The sequence below is a fragment of the Kriegella aquimaris genome, from assembly GCF_900103215.1.
GTDB classification, from domain to species: domain Bacteria; phylum Bacteroidota; class Bacteroidia; order Flavobacteriales; family Flavobacteriaceae; genus Kriegella; species Kriegella aquimaris.
Genome location: NZ_FNGV01000005.1, coordinates 274,923 through 293,256 on the forward strand (window position 1 = coordinate 274,923; position 18,334 = coordinate 293,256).

Below are 18,334 nucleotides of genomic sequence, written 5' to 3' on the forward strand. Positions count from 1 at the left end.
AATTAACTAGTCACTGAGTCCGATAATTATATATTTTATCTTTTTTAGGCTGGCATTATTTTGATAATAGCCTAATTTTCATGAACTTGTAAGGGACCAAATTAACCACATCAATACTTTATGATTCCCCCATACACGGAGACCAAACTTTTTTTTGACAAATATCTTACCGCTGTAACGACCGCCACCCAGGTTGATGGCTATTCATCAAATTTTTATGCCCCGAAGAATCTGTTGTGTTGCGAATTGCTTCAAAGTAACAACTGGTCTAAGCTTGGTATCAATGTTAATCTGATTTTAAATTTTTTATCATTGTATGAAAGATTTTCATTGGGACGCTTGCCCAAATTTTTAAAGGCGATTAAGACGATAGTGGTTTACGACTACACTCAAAATAGTACCCTTGTTATAAGATTTTAAAGCAATTTAAGTATCTTGGAATGCGAGGGGTAATACAAAAAAAGGATGAACTTAGAATCATATGAAAGAACATTCAGCACCAATGATAAAATAGATCATGATGCGGTAAAAAAACATATCAAAAAACTGGAGGAATTAGATCAATACCTTCCAAAACTACAATCCTTTATTCTAGTTCAGAATACTGTTAGTCAGCGATACGAATATATCTGTGAAAACTATGAACCGTTGCTGGGCTATTCGAAAGAAGACGCTCTTAACAAGGGAATGTCGTTCCATTTTTCAAAAATCCATTCGGAAGATGTGCCAGATTGGCTGAAGATTCTAGATGATTTGATGCTTTTTACAATGAACAACGTTTCACAATCCGAGAGGAGCAAATGCGTGTATTATTGGAATTACAGATTAAAGAATGCCAAGGGTCTTTATGTTAATATTCAAGTACACCAGACCCCTTGGTGTTTTGACAAAAAAGGCAAGCCTATTTTAGGATTTTCGCAGAATACTATTTTTGGCAATAGTAAGAGACAACCCATGATCGGGGTGTGCAAAAAACTGAATGCGAGTAATGAGTACGAAACCCTTTTTTATAAAAACTACTCAGAAACATTATTGATCGATAATCTGAGTAATCGTGAACTGGATATTGTACGCCTTCTGGCCAAGGGCAACACTACCAAAGAAATATCTTCTAAATTGAATATCAGTATTCATACGACTGCTACACATCGAAAGAATATTTTGTCTAAACTACGGTTTAACTCATCTATGGAGATTGTAAATTACTGTAATGAGAATCATTTGTTTTAAATATAGTGATACGGAAGATTAATTTTTTCCATCTTCTAAAATCGCTTAATTGAACTTCCCATTGAATATTAGGGATGCAATTTTTAGGAAAAGCACTTGCTATTTGACCAATCGGAACATTAAAATACCCATTGTTGGGTATTTTTTTTGGTCGGTTGCCCCGTTAGCTTTGTTTTTACAGAATCAAGTTTTTTCATACGGTCAACCGGTCGGTGGGGATCTTAACGCAGATGGTATAATCAATGACGATGATAGTGGGTATGCTGATTTTTACCAAAAGCAATAATTTTTATTAGTAAATAATGACGGCGACGAGTTTAAGTCAGCTGTTGAACCGTGTCTTTTCGGGGGAACTAGGCACGGTTCTTTTATTTAAACAATATCTATGGAACTTTCATGTTCGTATTTAACCAATTAGTAAAACAACTAGTAAAACAATAAGATTGCCTCATAAAATCGTCTTGCAATAATTAATTTATTCAGATTATACTTTAATGATTGTTGCAATGTTCTTCGTTGCGATGGTATTTCGTGTTGTTAAAACAATGAACATTTGGTAGTTCGTCTGAAAAAACTTCCTATGATGGTATTTTCTTGTTTTTCCTAATCTAGTGGTGCATATTGTTGAATATTTCCCCTTAACCATCTTTTTAACCTTTTGTTTTTATCAGCATCTATTAGCATAGATTATGCAGGTGTGATTCATTTCAACGACAAAAACAACGTTATTGTCCAGTTGGTAATAGGATTCATATTTTTCACTATAAGTTGTTTAATTCATAGGAAATAAAATGATGAAAAACAGGCATCGTCTAAGAGCTAAAATTAGAAATAGACTATCTAGTATATCACCTCTGGAACTTCACATAATAGAAGTAATGGAACTTCATAATGATAAAAATGAAGTTGCCGAACATCTCGGGTTCTCTGAACAGAAGCTGAATGCCATGAAGAAAGAGCTTTATAGAAAAACGGGATGTATTAGTATTGACGATCTCAAGTTGTATAAAGAAGTTTATCTAATGTCAAAAAAAAATCAGTCAAGAAAGTTAAAAGAAACGTGATTGGTTCTTGCTAAGCAAAACTTTCTTATTTGGGCTTATGATGTAAATTGTAAGCTTTTTTTGTGTCCGAAAACAATATTTACTACTATTGTCAATTAAAAAATGAGCTATGGTTCTGCCTTTTGATGATGCTTACTTTATGAAAAAAGCGCTGCAAGAAGCGGAGATTGCCTATGAAAAGGGAGAAGTGCCCATAGGGGCCGTTATTGTTGTTCAAGAAAGGGTAATTGCACGGGCTCACAATCTTACCGAACAACTAAATGATGTAACTGCACATGCTGAAATGCAAGCCATAACGGCTGCTGCCAATTTTCTTGGAGGCAAATATTTGAAAGACTGTACATTGTATGTAACGCTAGAACCTTGTCAGATGTGCGGAGGAGCTTTGTATTGGAGCCAAATTTCGAAAATTGTATATGGGGCTAGAGATACACAACGAGGTTATGAGGTTATGGGCACAACATTGCACCCTAAGACAAAGATTGTCGGTGGAATACTTGAAAATGAGGCAGCAGATCTTCTCAAACGATTTTTTATTCAAAAGCGAAATTTAAACTAGCGCTGTTTTGATTGTCGAATCCAACTTTTTTAATCTGTAAATCTCTTTTGTAGATTTATTTATATTTCATTATATGAAAACAAAGCATTACATATTACTTTTCAGTTTTGTGTTTCTTTGCTTTGGATGTGATAAAGAAAAAACAGAAGAAGAAGAAACGAACGATAACCCCATTCACGGAATTTGGAATATGATTAACGTGAGTGGCGGTTTCACCGGTGTTGACAATGATTTCGATAAGGGGGTAATCATTTGGGAATTTGACGCCACAAATAACACGCTGGAAGTTAAAAACACTTCAGGCAGCCTCTTTAGTGGATTGTCATCGGGCGATTATGGCTATTCTGTGGTTGAGGATGATGGCAGGTCATACCTTTTCGTGGGAGCAGTTGAAATGGGTGGAATTACCATTGCAGAAAATGAAATGATAATCAATCAAAATGACATGTCGATTGGTACTAGTGCTGATAGATTTGTATTTAAATTAGTACGTTAAGAACCCCGATGAAGAGGTCGAGGTTCCTTTTTAATCTAGGCTAGGAAACTTTTAGCCGATTACCTGAACTTGTGCGGCGACCCTGCCTTTTTGTCCTTCTTCTTCTACATATTCGACTTTGTCTCCTTCATTTAAGGCAATTCCTTTTAGTGCCGTCGCATGAACAAAGATGTCGCTTCCTGTTTCGTCGTTGGTAATGAATCCATATCCTTTAGATCCATTAAAAAATTTTACTGTGCCAGTCATTTCAATACAAATTAGTTTATAAAGCATTTACAATACTAATTTATATTTTTTTTGCAAACACCTTGAAAATCAAGGGTTAAATCTTATTGAAATTATTGTTTTTTTGATTTTTCTTTAGTTTTTGACTGCATTTTTAATATGTTTTCTTCCGTCAACATATAATCTTTCATTTTTTTTCCTTTGCTGACAGATAACAAAAAAAGTGGCATCGCCAATAGGAATAGACCTACGGTGCCAAAACCAATACATTTATCGGCTAAAACCACGTTCTCTTCTTGAATTGTAAATCCGTAAACAATAGCACTCAACGATGCCAGAACGACCAATAAGACCACGTATTTCATTTGTATTATTTTTAACTAAGGAAGAAGGCAAACATCCATCTTCATTTTTAAATTCCGACCAATATTAATACTGATTCTTTTACCTTCGATTATAGCATTATTTTGTAAAATTAATCAACTCTCGGCGATAGGCGGTCAGTAGTTTTGATTTCGAGACAAAACCCATATATCTGCCATCTTTGATTACGGGTAGATTCCAAGCTCCACTATCTTGAAATTTCCGCATCACTTTCTGCATCGAGTCCTTTTCGTAGAAAATATGTTCGGGTGCGGCATGCATATAATCAGATACTGTTGTTGTGGTGTACATGTCGGTATTGAACATACATTCTCTGATGTCGTCTAAAAGTACAATACCTACAAAGGCTTTCTTTTCGTCAACAACAGGGAATATATTTCTAGTTGATTTGGCTACCGATTCGTGAAGCATTGCCCCTAATGTCATTTCTGGGTGAACTACCTTGAAATTTTTCTCTATAACATCGTCCAACTGCATCAAGGTTAGTACGGTTTGGTCTTTGTCGTGAGTCAATAGTTCCCCGCTTTCCGCAAGTTCTCTTGTGTAGATAGTATAATCTAATGCGCTTTTTGCAATTAAATAAGAAATTGATGCCGTTATCATTAAAGGAACGAAAAGCGCATAACCTCCTGTAATTTCCGCAATCAGAAATATCGCAGTGAGTGGTGCATGTAATACCCCTGCAATAAGTCCGGCCATGCCGATAAGAGTGAAATTGCTTTCCGAAACTGCGAATCCCAACCCAGAATTATTGATGACCTTTGCAAGTACATTGCCCAAGGCGCTGCCCATTACCATGGTCGGGATGAAAGTTCCACCCGCACCACCAGCAGCCAACGTAGTGGTCATGGCAACCGCTTTAAATATGGTTATGCCGAAGAGGAGTGCAATAACGACCCAAATATTACCAATATAGCGGTCAAACGGGGTTTTGCCCAGCGCCTGAACATGGTCGCCTTGTAAAAGGTTATTGATGAATCCGAAACCTTCACCATATAAAGGTGGAATAAAATAAAGCATGATACCGATGGCCAATCCGCCGACTAATAATTTATATTTCGGACTTTTTAAAAACTTGAACAAGTTCAAGATGCCGAAATACATTTTGGTGAAATATATGGATGCAAAGGCTGTACCCACACCTAAAATAATATAGAATAAAGTATCTTTTACTTCAAAATTTTCAGTAATCGTATAGCTAAAGAGCACTTCGTTTCCCAAGAAAAAATAAGAAGTAAGTACACCGGATATGGATGCCAGTAGTAAGGGCAACATCGACAACATTGTCAAATCTAAACTAAAGACCTCTACCGCAAAGATGATGGCTGCAATGGGCGATTGAAATATAGATGCAATGGCACCAGCCGAGGCACAAGCTATTAGCAGCGATTGGGTTTTGCTGTTCATATGGAACAGTTGCCCCAATGTTGAACTTATAGCGGATCCCGAAGCAACGGCCGGACCTAAAAGTCCTGTAGACCCACCGAAACCTACTGTCAATGGTGCGGTAATTAGTCTAGAGTATATTTGTTTTGAATCAATAATTCCCTTCTTCTTTGATAAGGAAAACAGTATAGAAGAAACAGCGAGTTGCAATTTTTCTTTATGTACGAACTTTACATAAAGATAGACCAGCGTTAGTCCGATAATAGGCAGAATGAAGTAGAGACCGTTATTGGAGAATAAGATGCCCTTTTCTAATAACGCTTCAATGAAATAGGTTAGGTTTTTCAAGGTAACGGCGGCCAAACCTGCCAACAAACCGACTACTACACTCATGATGTGCACGAAAGTCTTGCTGGAAATATTCTTATACTTCCATATGAGCAACCGTTTGAATAGCGTTTTTTTTTGGGCAGGCATTTCGTTGTTTGCTTCCTTAAAAGTATTAAAAAATCCCACCGTTAAGTGGGATATTTTGCTTAAGACTTGATATCTAGCACCAAATGCAGCTCTTTTAGCTGTCCCTCGTCAATAGGTGCAGGTGCATCGATCATTACATCGCGTCCGCTATTATTTTTTGGAAAAGCAATAAAGTCACGAATGGTTTCCTGGCCCCCTAAAATAGAAACTAATCGGTCAAGACCAAACGCAATGCCGCCATGTGGTGGGGCACCATATTGAAAGGCATCCATCAGAAAACCAAATTGCGCTTTAGCTTCTTCAGGGGTAAAGCCCAAATGCTTGAACATGGTACTCTGCATATCTTTATCGTGAATTCGAATGGAGCCTCCGCCAATTTCATTGCCGTTCAACACCAGGTCATAGGCATTTGCCCGTACGGCTCCCGGATCAGTCTCCAAGAGCTCCATTTGTCCCGGTTTCGGCGAGGTGAAAGGGTGGTGCATGGCGTGATAGTTTCCAGTTTCCTCATCGAGTTCCAATAATGGAAAGTCGATTACCCATAATGGGGCGAATTCCTTTGGATTCCGAAGTCCCAACCGTTGGGCCATTTCCATACGCAGTGCACTCAATTGTGTCCTTGTGGTATTGGCATCACCTGAAAGTACACAAATCAAATCACCCGGCTTCGCTCCAGTAATCTCTGCCCATTGGGCTAAATCTTCTTGATCGTAAAATTTGTCAACTGAAGATTTGAAAGAGCCGTCTTCGTTACATTTAACATAGACCATACCTTTAGCGCCCACCTGTGGCCGGCGTACCCAATCAACAAGGGCATCGATTTCCTTTCGGGTATAGGTTGCTCCTCCAGGAATAGCGATTCCAACGACCAAATCTGCTGAATTGAAGACGTTGAATTCCTTATGTTGGGCAACGGCATTAAGTTCGCCGAATTCCATTCCAAAACGAATGTCAGGTTTGTCATTACCAAATCTTTTCATTGCCTGGTCGAAAGTAATTCTAGGAAAAGTATCAATTTCTATTCCGTTGATTTCTTTTAATAGGTATTTGGTTAATCCTTCAAAGGCAATTAAAATATCTTCTTGCTCGACAAAGGCCATCTCACAGTCGATCTGGGTAAACTCAGGTTGCCTATCTGCACGAAGATCTTCATCTCTAAAGCATTTTACAATCTGAAAATATTTGTCCATTCCGCCAACCATAAGCAGTTGCTTAAAGGTCTGCGGCGATTGTGGTAAAGCATAGAACTGCCCCTCGTTCATACGGCTGGGCACAACAAAATCGCGGGCACCTTCGGGAGTTGATTTTATGAGATATGGGGTTTCCACTTCAATAAAACCATGTTCCGAAAGGTACTTTCGAACTTCCATAGTCACTTTACTACGGAAGATTAGATTGTTTTTAACGGGATTTCTCCGGATGTCTAAATACCGATATTTCATTCGAAGGTCTTCGCCGCCATCCGTTTCATTTTCAATAGTAAAAGGCGGTGTTTTTGATTCGTTCAAAACAGATAGCTCTTTTACCAAAACTTCAATATTTCCGGTAGGTATTTTCGGGTTTTTCGATGCTCGTTCAATAACGGTCCCTGTTATTTGAATTACATATTCACGACCCAAATCCCGTGCTTGTGCAATAAGTTTACTGGAGGTTCTATCTTCGTCGAACACTAATTGAGTGATACCGTAGCGATCTCTGATATCTACCCAAGTCACAAATCCTTTATCCCTGACCTTTTGAACCCATCCTGATAGGGTTACCGATGTGTCAATATCCGATTCTCTTAATTCTCCGCAATTATGATCTCTGTACATTGATGTTGCATAAATTTGGTGGCAAAGGTATAAAAGTATGTTGTTATCTTGATAGTGCAGGTTGTGCTTAATCTTATAATTGAAAGGAAACCAGAAGTAAAGCGGAATTATTCTACTCCATACCTTAAAATTTGGTTTCTTTTCTAAAAGATTACTAAATATAGTGTTAACTTGTTATCAAATAATCAAAAATATATTTGAAGGATGAAAGTTATTTTAAGCAAAATTTTATGCTCTTTTGTTTTTTTTATGATCTCATTCGGCCTTTCGGCGCAGGATGAAATAATGGGGTCAGTTTCTGATCAAAACAATCAACCCCTCCCTGGAGTCAATGTTGTGATAAAAGGCACTTCTAAGGGCACAACAAGCGATTTTGATGGCAACTATGTTATTGCCATAGCAGATTTTCCTGTCATCTTAGTATTCTCTTCTATAGGATTTACTACAAAGGAAGTAGATGTTAAAGGTCCAGGTCGCATAGACGTAGTTTTACAAGAAGGCGTGGCACTTGATGAAGTGATTTTGGTAGGAAATAGATCAAAACCTAGAACAATTATGGATTCACCTGTGCCAATTGATAATATTGGTGTCAATGAACTCAAGAATACTGGTCAGCCCACTGTTGACAAGATGTTAACCTATAAAGTGCCATCTTTTAATGCTACTACACAGGCCATTTCTGATGGTACGGCACATTTTGACCCTGCAGATCTTCGGGGATTAGGCCCCAGTAGAACGCTGGTTTTGGTAAACGGAAAGCGTAAGAACCTAAGCTCTTTGGTTTATATAAACGATACTCCTGGAAAAGGTGAGGTCGGGGTCGATTTAAAAAGTATACCCGCCGCGGCGATAGAAAGAATCGAAGTATTGCGTGACGGTGCATCTGCCCAGTATGGATCAGATGCGATTGCTGGCGTTATTAATATGGTCTTGAAGAAAAACGTTGAATATACAACGGTAGGGATTACTTCAGGAATTACTACAGAAGGTGATGGGTTTAATTTTGCGGCTGATTTTAATTCGGCAATAAAACTTAATGAGAATGGAGGGTATTTGAATTTGACTTTTGGTTATTATGAACAGGAAAAGACGAACAGGTCTGGGGAGCCAGGAGCAGATGGTTTGTTTGGTGTTCCCGCAGATGATCCCACTTGGGGGCCTTGGTTATCAGCTCACCCAGATTTGGGAATGAATATTGGGCAACCCGAAATGCAAAAGGCAGACGTATTTCTCAATGCCGGAGTTCCTTTTAAAAGTGGAAATGGAGAGTTTTATGCGTTTGGTGGATTGACTTATAGAAAGGGTAAGAGTTTTGCTTTATACCGTCCACCTTATTGGATCCCAGACCCGCACAATCTATTGCATGAACCAGGAACAGAGTATCAAGGGTTTCAGCCCACGTTCGAAACAGATATTAGGGATAACACGATGACTGTTGGAGCGAAATGGAAATTAATTGGTTTTGATGTTGATCTAAGTGGTACTTATGGCAGAAATGCCGTGAATTATGACGTGAATAACACACTTAATCCTGCCTTAGGAGCTGGAAGTCCCACTTCTTTTGATGTAGGTTCATATACGTTTAGCAACACCCTCGGTAATTTGGATTTTTCAAAAAACATGGGAGCGGTTAATATTGCTTTTGGTGCAGAATTAAGGGGAGAGCGATTTACCGCAATGGCCGGAGATCCTGCGTCGTATATCGGCGGGGGAGCGCAATCTTTTCCGGGCCTACAGCCTAGCAACGTTGTGGAGGCCACACGTGACAATTATGGTCTTTATGGGGACTTGGAATGGGAACCCACCGATAAATTATTACTCGGAGGGGCACTGCGCTATGAGGAGTTCAGTGATTTTGGAAATAACACTTCCTGGAAACTGAACGGAAGATATTTATTGGGTGATAATTTGGGAGCGCTAAGAGCTTCATATAGCACCGGCTTTAGAGCCCCGGCACTGCACCAAATTTATTTAAGTAACATTCAAACCCTAGTTTCCGGAGGGACCATTTCGAATCAAGGAACTTTCAATAATGTTGACCCCATTATCAGAGATGGATTGGGTGTGCCCCAGCTAACGGCTGAAACGTCAAAAAACATTTCCGCAGGTTTTACTTTTAAGCCCGTAACGAATTTGTCTATTGCCGTCGATTTTTATAATGTCAAGATAGACAATAGGGTATTGTTTACAAATGAAATAGGTTTCGATGGAGATGATAGTGCCAATAACCCTGTTGAAGAAATTTTGATTGATAATGCCATAACCAGCCTGAAGTTTTTTGTCAATGCCGTTAATACCAATACGACAGGGGTAGATGTGGTTGCTAGTTATAAGAATTTAAAATTGGGAAGTGGCGTGTTAGCAGCTACGATAGCTGCTAATTTTAATAAAACAAAGATAGATGGGGAAATTGGTACGCCTCCTTTGCTTGCTGCAAATGGGTATGAAATTTTTAATCGTAAGGAACAGTCGCGCATTACAACGTCACGGCCAAAATCGAAAGTTTTGCTGGGGTTCGATTATAATATACAAAAGTTGAATTTCGCTTTGAATAACACCTATTTTGGTGAGGTAAAATGGGACCATGCAACTGATCCATTAAACGACCAGACCTTTGCGGGTAAAGTGATTACTGACTTAATTGTTGGTTATGATTTTTCAAGTAAGGTTTCGGCCACTTTGGCCATTAATAATTTGTTGAATGTTTACCCTGACGAGCTTGAGCCGAAAGGAGATGTGGTTACAGACCTTGGTGGAAGATTCAAGTATCCTTGGGAGGTGAACCAATTTGGATTTAATGGTACGATTATAAGTGCCGGGCTCGCCTTTAAATTTTGAGTATTCATTAAATATTTTACAGGTTATAGCTATAGTACCAGAGTTTTGAATTTTTGGTGTTACGAACAAAATTTCAGTTTCTATATTTTGGTTTTAGGGAGTACTTCATTGTGATATTACAATTGGATATTTATTAGACTGTACGCAATTTGCTTATAGATATATTGCTGTAATTGAGGTGTTTACATTTTCAATGTAAAGTTAATGTAAATTAAAGGTTAGGTTAACATTTATTTTTGGTAAAATAATTGTATCTTTGATTACGTTAGTATGATAAATATCAATTGAAATCCCAAATAAAATGAAGACAGTAACAATCGCTTTAGCACTTATATTTTCGGTAGCAATGACCGCACAACAAGTTGAGCCCAAAATTGAAAAAAACGGTAACGACTTAAAAGGCACTTATTTCCATGAAAACGGAATCATTGCGCAGACTGGTTTTTTTCGTGATGGGAAACTTCACGGAGAGTGGAAAATGTTCGACGAAAGCGGTAAAAAAATTGCAATGGGTGAGTATGTTAACGGCAAGAAAGCTGGAAAATGGTTTTTTTGGGAAGGTGAAGCCTTGAAAGAAGTAGATTATACCAACAATAAGATTGCCAATGTTACGACATGGAACAATGGCAAAACTGTTGCCATAAACAAATAAGTCAATAAAATTCTAAAGAAAAAATCCCGACTTGGTAACCAAGTCGGGATTTTTTATACTATTAATTTTGGTTATTATGCAGCAGCTTCAAGCTGCTTTTTCTTCTCTTCCCTTCTATTCTTTCCTTCCCGCAACCAAATCTTCATTCGATAGGTAATATTGAATAAAACGGGAACAATTATCAAGGTCAAGAAAGTGGCTACAATTAATCCAAAGATTACCGTCCATGCCAGTGGTCCCCAGAAAATTACATTGTCTCCTCCTACATAAATTTTCGGGTCAAAGTCTGAAAACAGTGAGAAGAAATCGATGTTCAGTCCAATTGCCAAAGGAATAAGACCTAAAACGGTTGTTATCGCCGTTAATAAAACGGGGCGAAGTCTTGCCTTTCCGCCACGAACGATAACTTCGGTAACTTCTTCACGGGTAAGCAGATCTTTATCGTCCATACCCAATTTTACTTTTTTCCTGTCAATAAGAATCTGTGTATAATCTAACAAAACCACGCCATTGTTTACCACAATACCTGCCAAAGAGATAATACCCATCATGGTCATCATAATTACAAAAGACCATCCGGTAATCATCAAGCCTCCGAAAACACCAATGAAACTTAAGAAAATGGCAATCATAATGATTAAGGGTTTCGAAATTCCACCAAATTGGAATATCAAGATCAACATGATGAGTCCAAGACCAGTAAAAAAGGCGCCCACCAAGAATAGCATTTGTTTATTTTGCTCTTCTATTTGTCCGGTATAATCTATTTTGATATCGCTTGGAAGTCCCTCGAATTCTTCCATTTCTTTCTGAATCTCGGCGACAATGGCCGCTGCATCGGTAAAACCGGGCTGCAGGCCTGAATATACCGTAACTACACGCTTATTGTCTTTATGTTTTATGGCACTAAAGGCCGAAGTGTTTCTTTCACTTGCTACCGCTGAAACGGGTATTTCCTTAATCTGCCCATTGGCAGGATCTCTAAAGATGATATTTTGGTTAAAAAGGGCACTTCGGTTATAGCGTAAATCTTCATTGAAGCGAACGTTAATGTCATAGTCATCCCCATCTTCCTTGTACACACCGGCTTTTTCACCAAATAGAGCCCTACGTAATTGATTACCCACTTGACCGACCGATACCCCGAGTTCTCCGGCCTTTTCGCGATCTACAATGACCTGCATTGAGGGTTTACTTTTATTTACATCGATTTTGATTTCTTCAATACCCGCAATATTCTTGGTATTGATAAAGTTTCGAATATTTTCGGCCGAATTGATCAGTTCATCATAATCTTTACCCTCCAATTCGATGTTGATTGGATAACCGGCTGGGGGGCCATTGGCATCTTTTTCTACAGAGATGGCAACACCTGGATAGATACCACTCAAGGCTTCTTGTACCCTTGCCCGTATTTCTTCGGTATTCTTTCCTTTTCTGTACTTAAATTCGCTAAAGTTGACGGTCATTTTTCCCCTGTGAGGCATTTCTGCCGCCGAACCTCCATCGGTCAAAGGGTTTCCAGCACCTTCTCCAACCTGTGAAACTGCGGATGCCATCATAAAGTTCTCACCATTCTCGTCAATATAGTCCTCATTGTTGAGAACGGCGTAAACTCTTTTTTCGACGTCTTTGGTAATTTCGTTTGTCTTCTCGATGGCGGTACCCTCGGGATATTCGATATAGACGTAAATTTCATTGGGTTTGTTATCGGGGAAGAATTCAATTTTTGTCCTACCGCTTCCGATCGATTGTCCGAAAAGTATAAAAACAACAATCAAGAGCGCAAATGTAGTACCAAAATACCAATAAACATTTCTACCTCTTAGTGCGTGAATGATGCGTTTTTCATACCAATTTTCAAATCGCACCATGGTGTTCATCTGAAAACCAATGGCCCATCTTTTGAGAAAATATTTATAGATCCAAAACATGGCCGCTGTCAAGATCATCACAGTTCCAAGGCCTCGCATGGCACCCCCAAAAATTAATATCAGTAGTCCGATTCCACCTAAAATGATACTTAAACGAATGAGTTGTTTTACTTTAAGCTCTTTCTCTCCCGTCTCCATAAAGCTGGAAACCAGCATGGAGTTCATGAAAATAGCAACAAAAAGTGACGATCCCAATACGACCGATAAGGTAATCGGGAAAAATATCATAAACTGTCCGAAAATACCCGGCCATAGCCCAAGGGGCACAAATGCAGCCACAGTTGTGGCAGTGGATATAATGATGGGAAAAGCAATTTCACCGATACCCTTTTTCGCCGCCTCTATACGGGGCATGCCCTCATCCATCAACCGATAAACGTTTTCAACGACCACAATACCATTGTCAACCAACATACCTAGCCCCATAATCATTCCGAAAAGTATCATGGTGTTCAGTGTATAGCCCAACCACGATAGAATCATAAACGACATGAACATTGACATCGGAATTGCGAACCCTACAAAGAGTGCATTTCTAAAACCTAAAAAGAACATGAGTACGGTAACTACCAAAATAATACCGAAAATAATGTTGTTGACCAGATCATCGACTTGGTTCAGAGTTCGGGTAGAAGAATCATTAGCTATAGAGATATGAAGATCGGTGGGGTAGTAGTTTTCCTTTAAATCCTTTACAAGGTCTTTTATTTGGTCCGCTGCCGAAATTGCGTTTCTACCAGCTCGTTTTTTAACGTCGAGCATCACCACACTTTCACCGAATTCTCGTGCATAAGTGGTTTTATCTTTTTCGTCAAAATGTACGTTGGCGATATCTTTTAGATATACGGCCCCGTTCTCAGATTTTACCACAAAATCATTCAGTTCCTTAGGATTCTCAACTTCGCCCAATATGCGGATGGTACGCCGTTGTCCGCTGGTCTTCAGGTTTCCTGCCGACATCGTCATATTACCGTTGCGAACAGCTTGAAGCACATCATCAAAACTAACTTTGGCCGCCATCATTCTATAGACATCAACGGCAATTTCCACTTCTTTTTCTTGCGCTCCTCGAATATCGGCCTTCTTTATCTCAGGGAGATTCTCGACTTCATCCTGTAAATATTCGGCAAATTCTTTCAACTTCTCAACCGGATAATCACCAGTGAAATTGATGTTCATAATGGGGACTTCCTCTGAAAAGTTGAGGTCAAAAACATTTGGCTCCACTTTTGCCCCATTAAAGGTAGGCCAGTCTTCACTGGCTTTTTCGGCATCTACTTCATCTTTGACCTTTTGTTTTGCGGATTCAACTGTAATTTCTTCGTCGAACTCTACGGTTATAATAGCATAATCCTCTTGGGAAGTCGAAACGATTTCTACAACGTTGCTGATGTTCTTCAGCTTATCTTCCAAGGGGTCGGTAATCAGGCGTTCAATATCTTCCGCCGTGTTACCGGGGTATGGTGTACTTATGTAAATTTTGGTTTCAATAATCTCAGGAAAATCTTCCCGAGGCATGGCCTGATAGGCCGAGAATCCAATCCACAAAAAGATACCTATCATCACATAAATTACCGAGGGATTATCTATGGCCCATGATGACAGACCAAATTCTTTATCCGCGTTTTTTTGTAGTTTGCTCATGGACGAGTTAGTTTAAAATTTTAACTTTTTGACCGTCTTTGACACTTCTGGCCCCTTCTTTAATAATATGGCTGCCATCCTCTATTCCAGAAAGCACCTCTACAAAACCATTTTGCGTTTTTCCAGTAGTGATGATACTTCTTTTTACAACGGCCTCGTTCTCAGAATTTGGCGCTTCGGCAACGTAGGCATACTGTTCCCCCTCGGCATTTTCAGAGATGATACTAAGCGGAATCAAAATCGCACTTTCGTTGCTATAATCGTTTATTTTGACTCGTGCCGTAAGGTTTGGTTTTATACTGCCGTTTGTGTTCGGTACTGGAATTTCGACTGTAAAGGAACGATTGCTAGGGTTAATAAAATTTCCCGTTTGGCGTATTTTAGTAGTGATAGAATCGCCTAATACAGGAAAATATACCTGGGCCTCTTTGCCGTTGCTAATACTGCCTAAGTATGTTTCAGGAACTTCGACGTCGATATACATGTCGGAGAGGTTTACGATACGGAATACTTCTGAACCCGGACCTCCGGGGGAAACTACAGTGCCTTGATCTTTGATGACATCGTCAATGATACCTGAAAAAGGAGCGGTAATGGTAGATTTTCCCAATTGACTTTGTAACTGTTTAACCGCATTTTCCTGGGCTTCGTAATTGGCTTTTGCTTGCAAATATTGAATTTCGGAACCAATTTTTTGTTCCCACAATTTGCTTTGACGCTCAAAAGTGGTTTTTGATAAAGCCGCTTGCGTCTGTAATTGGGCCAATTGACTGCTCATACCTCCATCATCGATAGAGGCCAACAATTGACCTTTGGTTACACGTTGTCCTTCCTTTACATAGACCCGATTTAATGTTCCGGCCATTTCAGGATAAATAAGTACATTTTGTTTGGTCTGCACATTGCCCTGAAGCTCTAAAAAATGGTCGAATTTTTGAGTATTTGCAGTGACCGTTGTAACCAGGGGAAGTTTTTCATTGCCAGATTTAGTGGCAATGGCAGAGTCTAAAAGCCTTATTTGGCTTTCCAATTCCTTTGATTGTTGTGATAGCTCAGATTTCTTGGCTCTAAGAGATTCTAAGTTTCCGGCCGAAATTACGCTTTCCAATGTCTGTGGGTTTCCACCACCACAAGAAGCTACTGCTATTGTTAGTATTAAAGTATAGAATATTCGTTTCATTGTAATGGTTTTATTCGTTGTTTAAAATTGTTTCCAGTTCGGTTTTCTTGTTGATAACAGCTACCATCGATTGTAAGTATTCTTGCTGGGTAGTATACAGCTGCGTTTGGGCCTGACGTAATTCAAAACTAGTGGCCAACCCTTCGGCGTATTTAATTTGGTTTTTTTGTTCGATACGCTCGGCCAATCCTAGATTTTCTTTTGCCGTTTTATATTGTTCAATCGTAAATTCATATTCACTTTTTGCATTTTCTAGTTGTAGGCGAATTTGCTCTTCGGCTTCCGTCAATTGTGTTTTAGCCTTTTCAAGGGCAATTTTGGCCCTTTGCGTACTGGCATCTCTCTTGAAGGAACTGAAAATTGGGATATTCAAATCAAAACCTAGAATAGAAGAATCATACCACTCGGAATCTCCTCCTATAAAATTAAATTTATCACTGTAGGCAGAAGAGCCATAGTTGACAAAGGCGTTTAAAGTTGGCAATGCACGGCTTTTGGCCAATTTATGTTCAAAATACCTTTGCTCATTGAGGTTTAGAGCCAATTTGTAATCTACGTTATTTTCAAGATTAAAGTTGGCATCCAATAGCTCAGGGTCTATTTTTTGTGTGGTCAATTGATCAAGATTTTCGTTTAATATTGTTGGGTTTTCTATTGGCAGACCCATTACCAGATTGAGCATCTGTACGGTTATTTTTTCAAGGCGTCTTGAATTTTTAAGCTGATTTTCAACTGATGATAATGTGATTTGTAGTTGTTCTACGCTTTCTTCATCGCCTAAACCATTTTCATAAAGTTTTTGGGTCTCAAAAAGGTTTTTGTCAAGGGTAGCGAGGTTTTTTTCAAGAATTTCGACACTTTCACGAGCGAGTAAAACATTGCCGTAAGCCTCTACCACACTTTTGCGTACTTCGAGTTCCGTTTTTTCTTTGTTGTTCTGACTATAGCTTAAAAATGATTTTGTGGCCTGCACTCCTACGATATATGACCCATCAAAAATTTGCTGCTTTAAAGTTGCGGTTGCAGTTACTTGTTGGGGTTGACCGAATGAAATGGCCTGAAAAGTGCCAGGTTCGCCGCCAAAAAATTCTGCAGGAATCAGGGAAATAGGCTGTTTCAGTTGATTTTGGTAACCGATGTTTCCATCGACTTGGGGTAGGCCCCCAGCAATCGTTTCCCATTTTTGCTTTTGGGCGTCTAGTAAATCTCTATCTGCGTTAATGGCGCTATAGTTGTTTTGAAGGGCAAAGACAATAGCTTCGTCCAGGGTGTACCCAACAGGTTTTTCTTGGGGAAATACCGAACTGGTAGTCAACAGTATTACGATTATTATAAAATGGTTTCGCATGCTATTCGTAGTTTGAATTAATGAGGTTGTTTAATTTATTTCTTCCTTTTGGGGTCACAATCCCCCTGAGATGGTATTCTAAGTATTCATCTATCAACTGTTCTTTTGGAAAATTTTCAGGAGGAAAAAGGGTACTGTCCTTTATACTGGTAACTCCAGAAAAATAAATTCTTGCTATAAAATCAATGTTCAGGTTTTCCCTATAAAAGCCAAGATTTATTCCTCTTTTGATATTTTCGACGACACATTCTTTCATGGTCTCGAACTGTTTCGATTTCAAACTTGCATATATGGCCGGATAATATTTTTGAAGTTGATATTGGGGACTTGATTTCTCATCTTTCAAATAGAGCGTTACCAGGCGCTTGATTTCATAAAGTTCCTCTATAGGGTTTTTCTCCATGGAGCAAATGCTATTAATACCTGTGGTGATATTAATAAAAAGTTGCGACGTACATTCTTTGACCAATTCCGTTTTATTGGTGAAGTGGGTGTAAATTGTTTTCTTGGAAATTCCCATTTCATTGGCCAAATCGTCCATAGTGACACTCTTGAAACCAAGGTTCAAGAACATATCGATTGCTTTTGTTAGAATTTTCTGTCTCATAAAGTGCGCAAAGATAAACCAGGAAACTTTAAAAACATTTATAGTTTCCTAAGTTTTACATTAATTTAACACTTTGTTATGATGAAGGTCATTGTTTTTCTTGCTGTATACGTTCTACATATTTGTTATACGCTTCTTGCCCTTCTTCTTCCCAGAACTTTTCGTAGTGCTTCCATTTTGAAAAATTGCTTTTTAAACTATCTTGTTTTTGTGGTATACAACGGCGCCCCTTTTTTCCTTTGCTTTTACCTGGATTATGGTTGCCAAGGCCTCCGAAAAGAATTTTTGCCAGTACAAGAATTCCGACAGCCTGCCAATAGTTTATAGTCGTCAAACCGAAAAGATCGGGTATCAGCCAGTTCCATAACCACATGATACCATACCCGAGGAGTAGGGCAAAAATGATTACGGCAATAATGGCAAACAGTATTTTAAACGCTGCCTTTACGAATTTTTCAACCTTGGTTTTGACCTTATATTCTAAATAATCTGTCAT

The 18,334-nt window shown here is 38.9% G+C and carries 15 protein-coding genes; 6 read left to right on the top strand and 9 right to left on the bottom strand.

Features of this window, described 5'->3' with window-relative positions; translation table 11 throughout:
* Positions 1 to 465: 465 nt before the first annotated feature.
* The 4 genes from BLS33_RS12865 (at position 466) to BLS33_RS12885 (ending at position 3,349) form a co-directional block, all read left to right on the top strand.
* Positions 466 to 1,230, top strand: coding sequence for a response regulator transcription factor (locus BLS33_RS12865; protein WP_089889598.1), 765 nt, complete (start codon positions 466 to 468; stop codon positions 1,228 to 1,230).
* 878 nt (positions 1,231 to 2,108) lie between these two features.
* Positions 2,109 to 2,294 (top strand): hypothetical protein, encoded by a 186-nt coding sequence (locus tag BLS33_RS12875; RefSeq protein ID WP_143017607.1) that lies wholly within the window; start codon positions 2,109 to 2,111, stop codon positions 2,292 to 2,294.
* Positions 2,295 to 2,403: 109 nt separating this feature from the next.
* Positions 2,404 to 2,853, top strand: coding sequence for a nucleoside deaminase (locus BLS33_RS12880; protein ID WP_089889608.1), 450 nt, complete (start codon positions 2,404 to 2,406; stop codon positions 2,851 to 2,853).
* A 73-nt stretch (positions 2,854 to 2,926) separates the two neighbouring features.
* Positions 2,927 to 3,349 carry a hypothetical protein gene (locus tag BLS33_RS12885; protein WP_089889610.1) on the top strand — a complete coding sequence of 141 codons (423 nt, stop codon included), beginning with the start codon at positions 2,927 to 2,929 and terminating at the stop codon, positions 3,347 to 3,349.
* A gap of 51 nt (positions 3,350 to 3,400) precedes the next feature.
* Here BLS33_RS12885 and BLS33_RS12890 read toward each other — a convergent pair whose 3' ends face one another.
* The 4 genes from BLS33_RS12890 to aspS form a co-directional block, all read right to left on the bottom strand.
* Complete coding sequence (locus BLS33_RS12890; protein WP_089889613.1) at positions 3,401 to 3,595, bottom strand: cold-shock protein; 195 nt, start codon at positions 3,593 to 3,595, stop codon at positions 3,401 to 3,403.
* Between the two features lie 92 nt (positions 3,596 to 3,687).
* A complete protein-coding gene (locus BLS33_RS12895; protein WP_089889616.1) occupies positions 3,688 to 3,939 on the bottom strand; it encodes a hypothetical protein in 252 nt (83 codons plus the stop codon).
* A 97-nt stretch (positions 3,940 to 4,036) separates the two neighbouring features.
* Positions 4,037 to 5,821, bottom strand: coding sequence for a chloride channel protein (locus BLS33_RS12900; protein WP_089889619.1), 1,785 nt, complete (start codon positions 5,819 to 5,821; stop codon positions 4,037 to 4,039).
* A gap of 59 nt (positions 5,822 to 5,880) precedes the next feature.
* Positions 5,881 to 7,635 carry an aspartate--tRNA ligase gene (gene aspS, locus BLS33_RS12905; protein ID WP_089889622.1) on the bottom strand — a complete coding sequence of 585 codons (1,755 nt, stop codon included), beginning with the start codon at positions 7,633 to 7,635 and terminating at the stop codon, positions 5,881 to 5,883.
* Positions 7,636 to 7,920: 285 nt separating this feature from the next.
* On the opposite strand from aspS, the gene BLS33_RS12910 reads away from it, so the two are divergent.
* Together BLS33_RS12910 and BLS33_RS12915 are read left to right on the top strand one after the other, a co-directional pair.
* A complete protein-coding gene (locus BLS33_RS12910; RefSeq protein WP_245731434.1) occupies positions 7,921 to 10,473 on the top strand; it encodes a TonB-dependent receptor in 2,553 nt (850 codons plus the stop codon).
* A 301-nt stretch (positions 10,474 to 10,774) separates the two neighbouring features.
* Positions 10,775 to 11,125: a toxin-antitoxin system YwqK family antitoxin gene (locus BLS33_RS12915; protein ID WP_089889630.1), complete on the top strand. Its 351-nt coding sequence runs from the start codon at positions 10,775 to 10,777 to the stop codon at positions 11,123 to 11,125.
* A 74-nt stretch (positions 11,126 to 11,199) separates the two neighbouring features.
* On the opposite strand, the gene BLS33_RS12920 is transcribed toward BLS33_RS12915, so the two are convergent.
* From BLS33_RS12920 to BLS33_RS12940, 5 genes are all read right to left on the bottom strand, one after another.
* Positions 11,200 to 14,703 carry an efflux RND transporter permease subunit gene (locus tag BLS33_RS12920; RefSeq protein ID WP_089889634.1) on the bottom strand — a complete coding sequence of 1,168 codons (3,504 nt, stop codon included), beginning with the start codon at positions 14,701 to 14,703 and terminating at the stop codon, positions 11,200 to 11,202.
* 7 nt (positions 14,704 to 14,710) lie between these two features.
* Complete coding sequence (locus tag BLS33_RS12925) at positions 14,711 to 15,883, bottom strand: efflux RND transporter periplasmic adaptor subunit (RefSeq protein WP_089889639.1); 1,173 nt, start codon at positions 15,881 to 15,883, stop codon at positions 14,711 to 14,713.
* 10 nt (positions 15,884 to 15,893) lie between these two features.
* Positions 15,894 to 17,231, bottom strand: a complete 1,338-nt coding sequence (locus BLS33_RS12930) for a TolC family protein (protein WP_089889643.1) — start codon at positions 17,229 to 17,231, stop codon at positions 15,894 to 15,896.
* 1 nt (position 17,232) lies between these two features.
* Positions 17,233 to 17,838 (bottom strand): TetR/AcrR family transcriptional regulator, encoded by a 606-nt coding sequence (locus BLS33_RS12935; protein ID WP_089889646.1) that lies wholly within the window; start codon positions 17,836 to 17,838, stop codon positions 17,233 to 17,235.
* An 88-nt stretch (positions 17,839 to 17,926) separates the two neighbouring features.
* Positions 17,927 to 18,334: a hypothetical protein gene (locus BLS33_RS12940; protein ID WP_089889649.1), complete on the bottom strand. Its 408-nt coding sequence runs from the start codon at positions 18,332 to 18,334 to the stop codon at positions 17,927 to 17,929.

Coding starts and splice junctions, on each gene's coding strand:
- BLS33_RS12940 (WP_089889649.1), bottom strand. CDS start 18,334: ATGACAGATTATTTAGAATATAAGGTCAAAACCAAGGTTGAAAAATTC.
- aspS (WP_089889622.1), bottom strand. CDS start 7,635: ATGTACAGAGATCATAATTGCGGAGAATTAAGAGAATCGGATATTGAC.
- BLS33_RS12900 (WP_089889619.1), bottom strand. CDS start 5,821: ATGCCTGCCCAAAAAAAAACGCTATTCAAACGGTTGCTCATATGGAAG.
- BLS33_RS12890 (WP_089889613.1), bottom strand. CDS start 3,595: ATGACTGGCACAGTAAAATTTTTTAATGGATCTAAAGGATATGGATTC.
- BLS33_RS12885 (WP_089889610.1), top strand. CDS start 2,927: ATGAAAACAAAGCATTACATATTACTTTTCAGTTTTGTGTTTCTTTGC.
- BLS33_RS12930 (WP_089889643.1), bottom strand. CDS start 17,231: ATGCGAAACCATTTTATAATAATCGTAATACTGTTGACTACCAGTTCG.
- BLS33_RS12925 (WP_089889639.1), bottom strand. CDS start 15,883: ATGAAACGAATATTCTATACTTTAATACTAACAATAGCAGTAGCTTCT.
- BLS33_RS12935 (WP_089889646.1), bottom strand. CDS start 17,838: ATGAGACAGAAAATTCTAACAAAAGCAATCGATATGTTCTTGAACCTT.
- BLS33_RS12880 (WP_089889608.1), top strand. CDS start 2,404: ATGGTTCTGCCTTTTGATGATGCTTACTTTATGAAAAAAGCGCTGCAA.
- BLS33_RS12915 (WP_089889630.1), top strand. CDS start 10,775: ATGAAGACAGTAACAATCGCTTTAGCACTTATATTTTCGGTAGCAATG.
- BLS33_RS12875 (WP_143017607.1), top strand. CDS start 2,109: ATGGAACTTCATAATGATAAAAATGAAGTTGCCGAACATCTCGGGTTC.
- BLS33_RS12910 (WP_245731434.1), top strand. CDS start 7,921: ATGGGGTCAGTTTCTGATCAAAACAATCAACCCCTCCCTGGAGTCAAT.
- BLS33_RS12920 (WP_089889634.1), bottom strand. CDS start 14,703: ATGAGCAAACTACAAAAAAACGCGGATAAAGAATTTGGTCTGTCATCA.
- BLS33_RS12865 (WP_089889598.1), top strand. CDS start 466: ATGAACTTAGAATCATATGAAAGAACATTCAGCACCAATGATAAAATA.
- BLS33_RS12895 (WP_089889616.1), bottom strand. CDS start 3,939: ATGAAATACGTGGTCTTATTGGTCGTTCTGGCATCGTTGAGTGCTATT.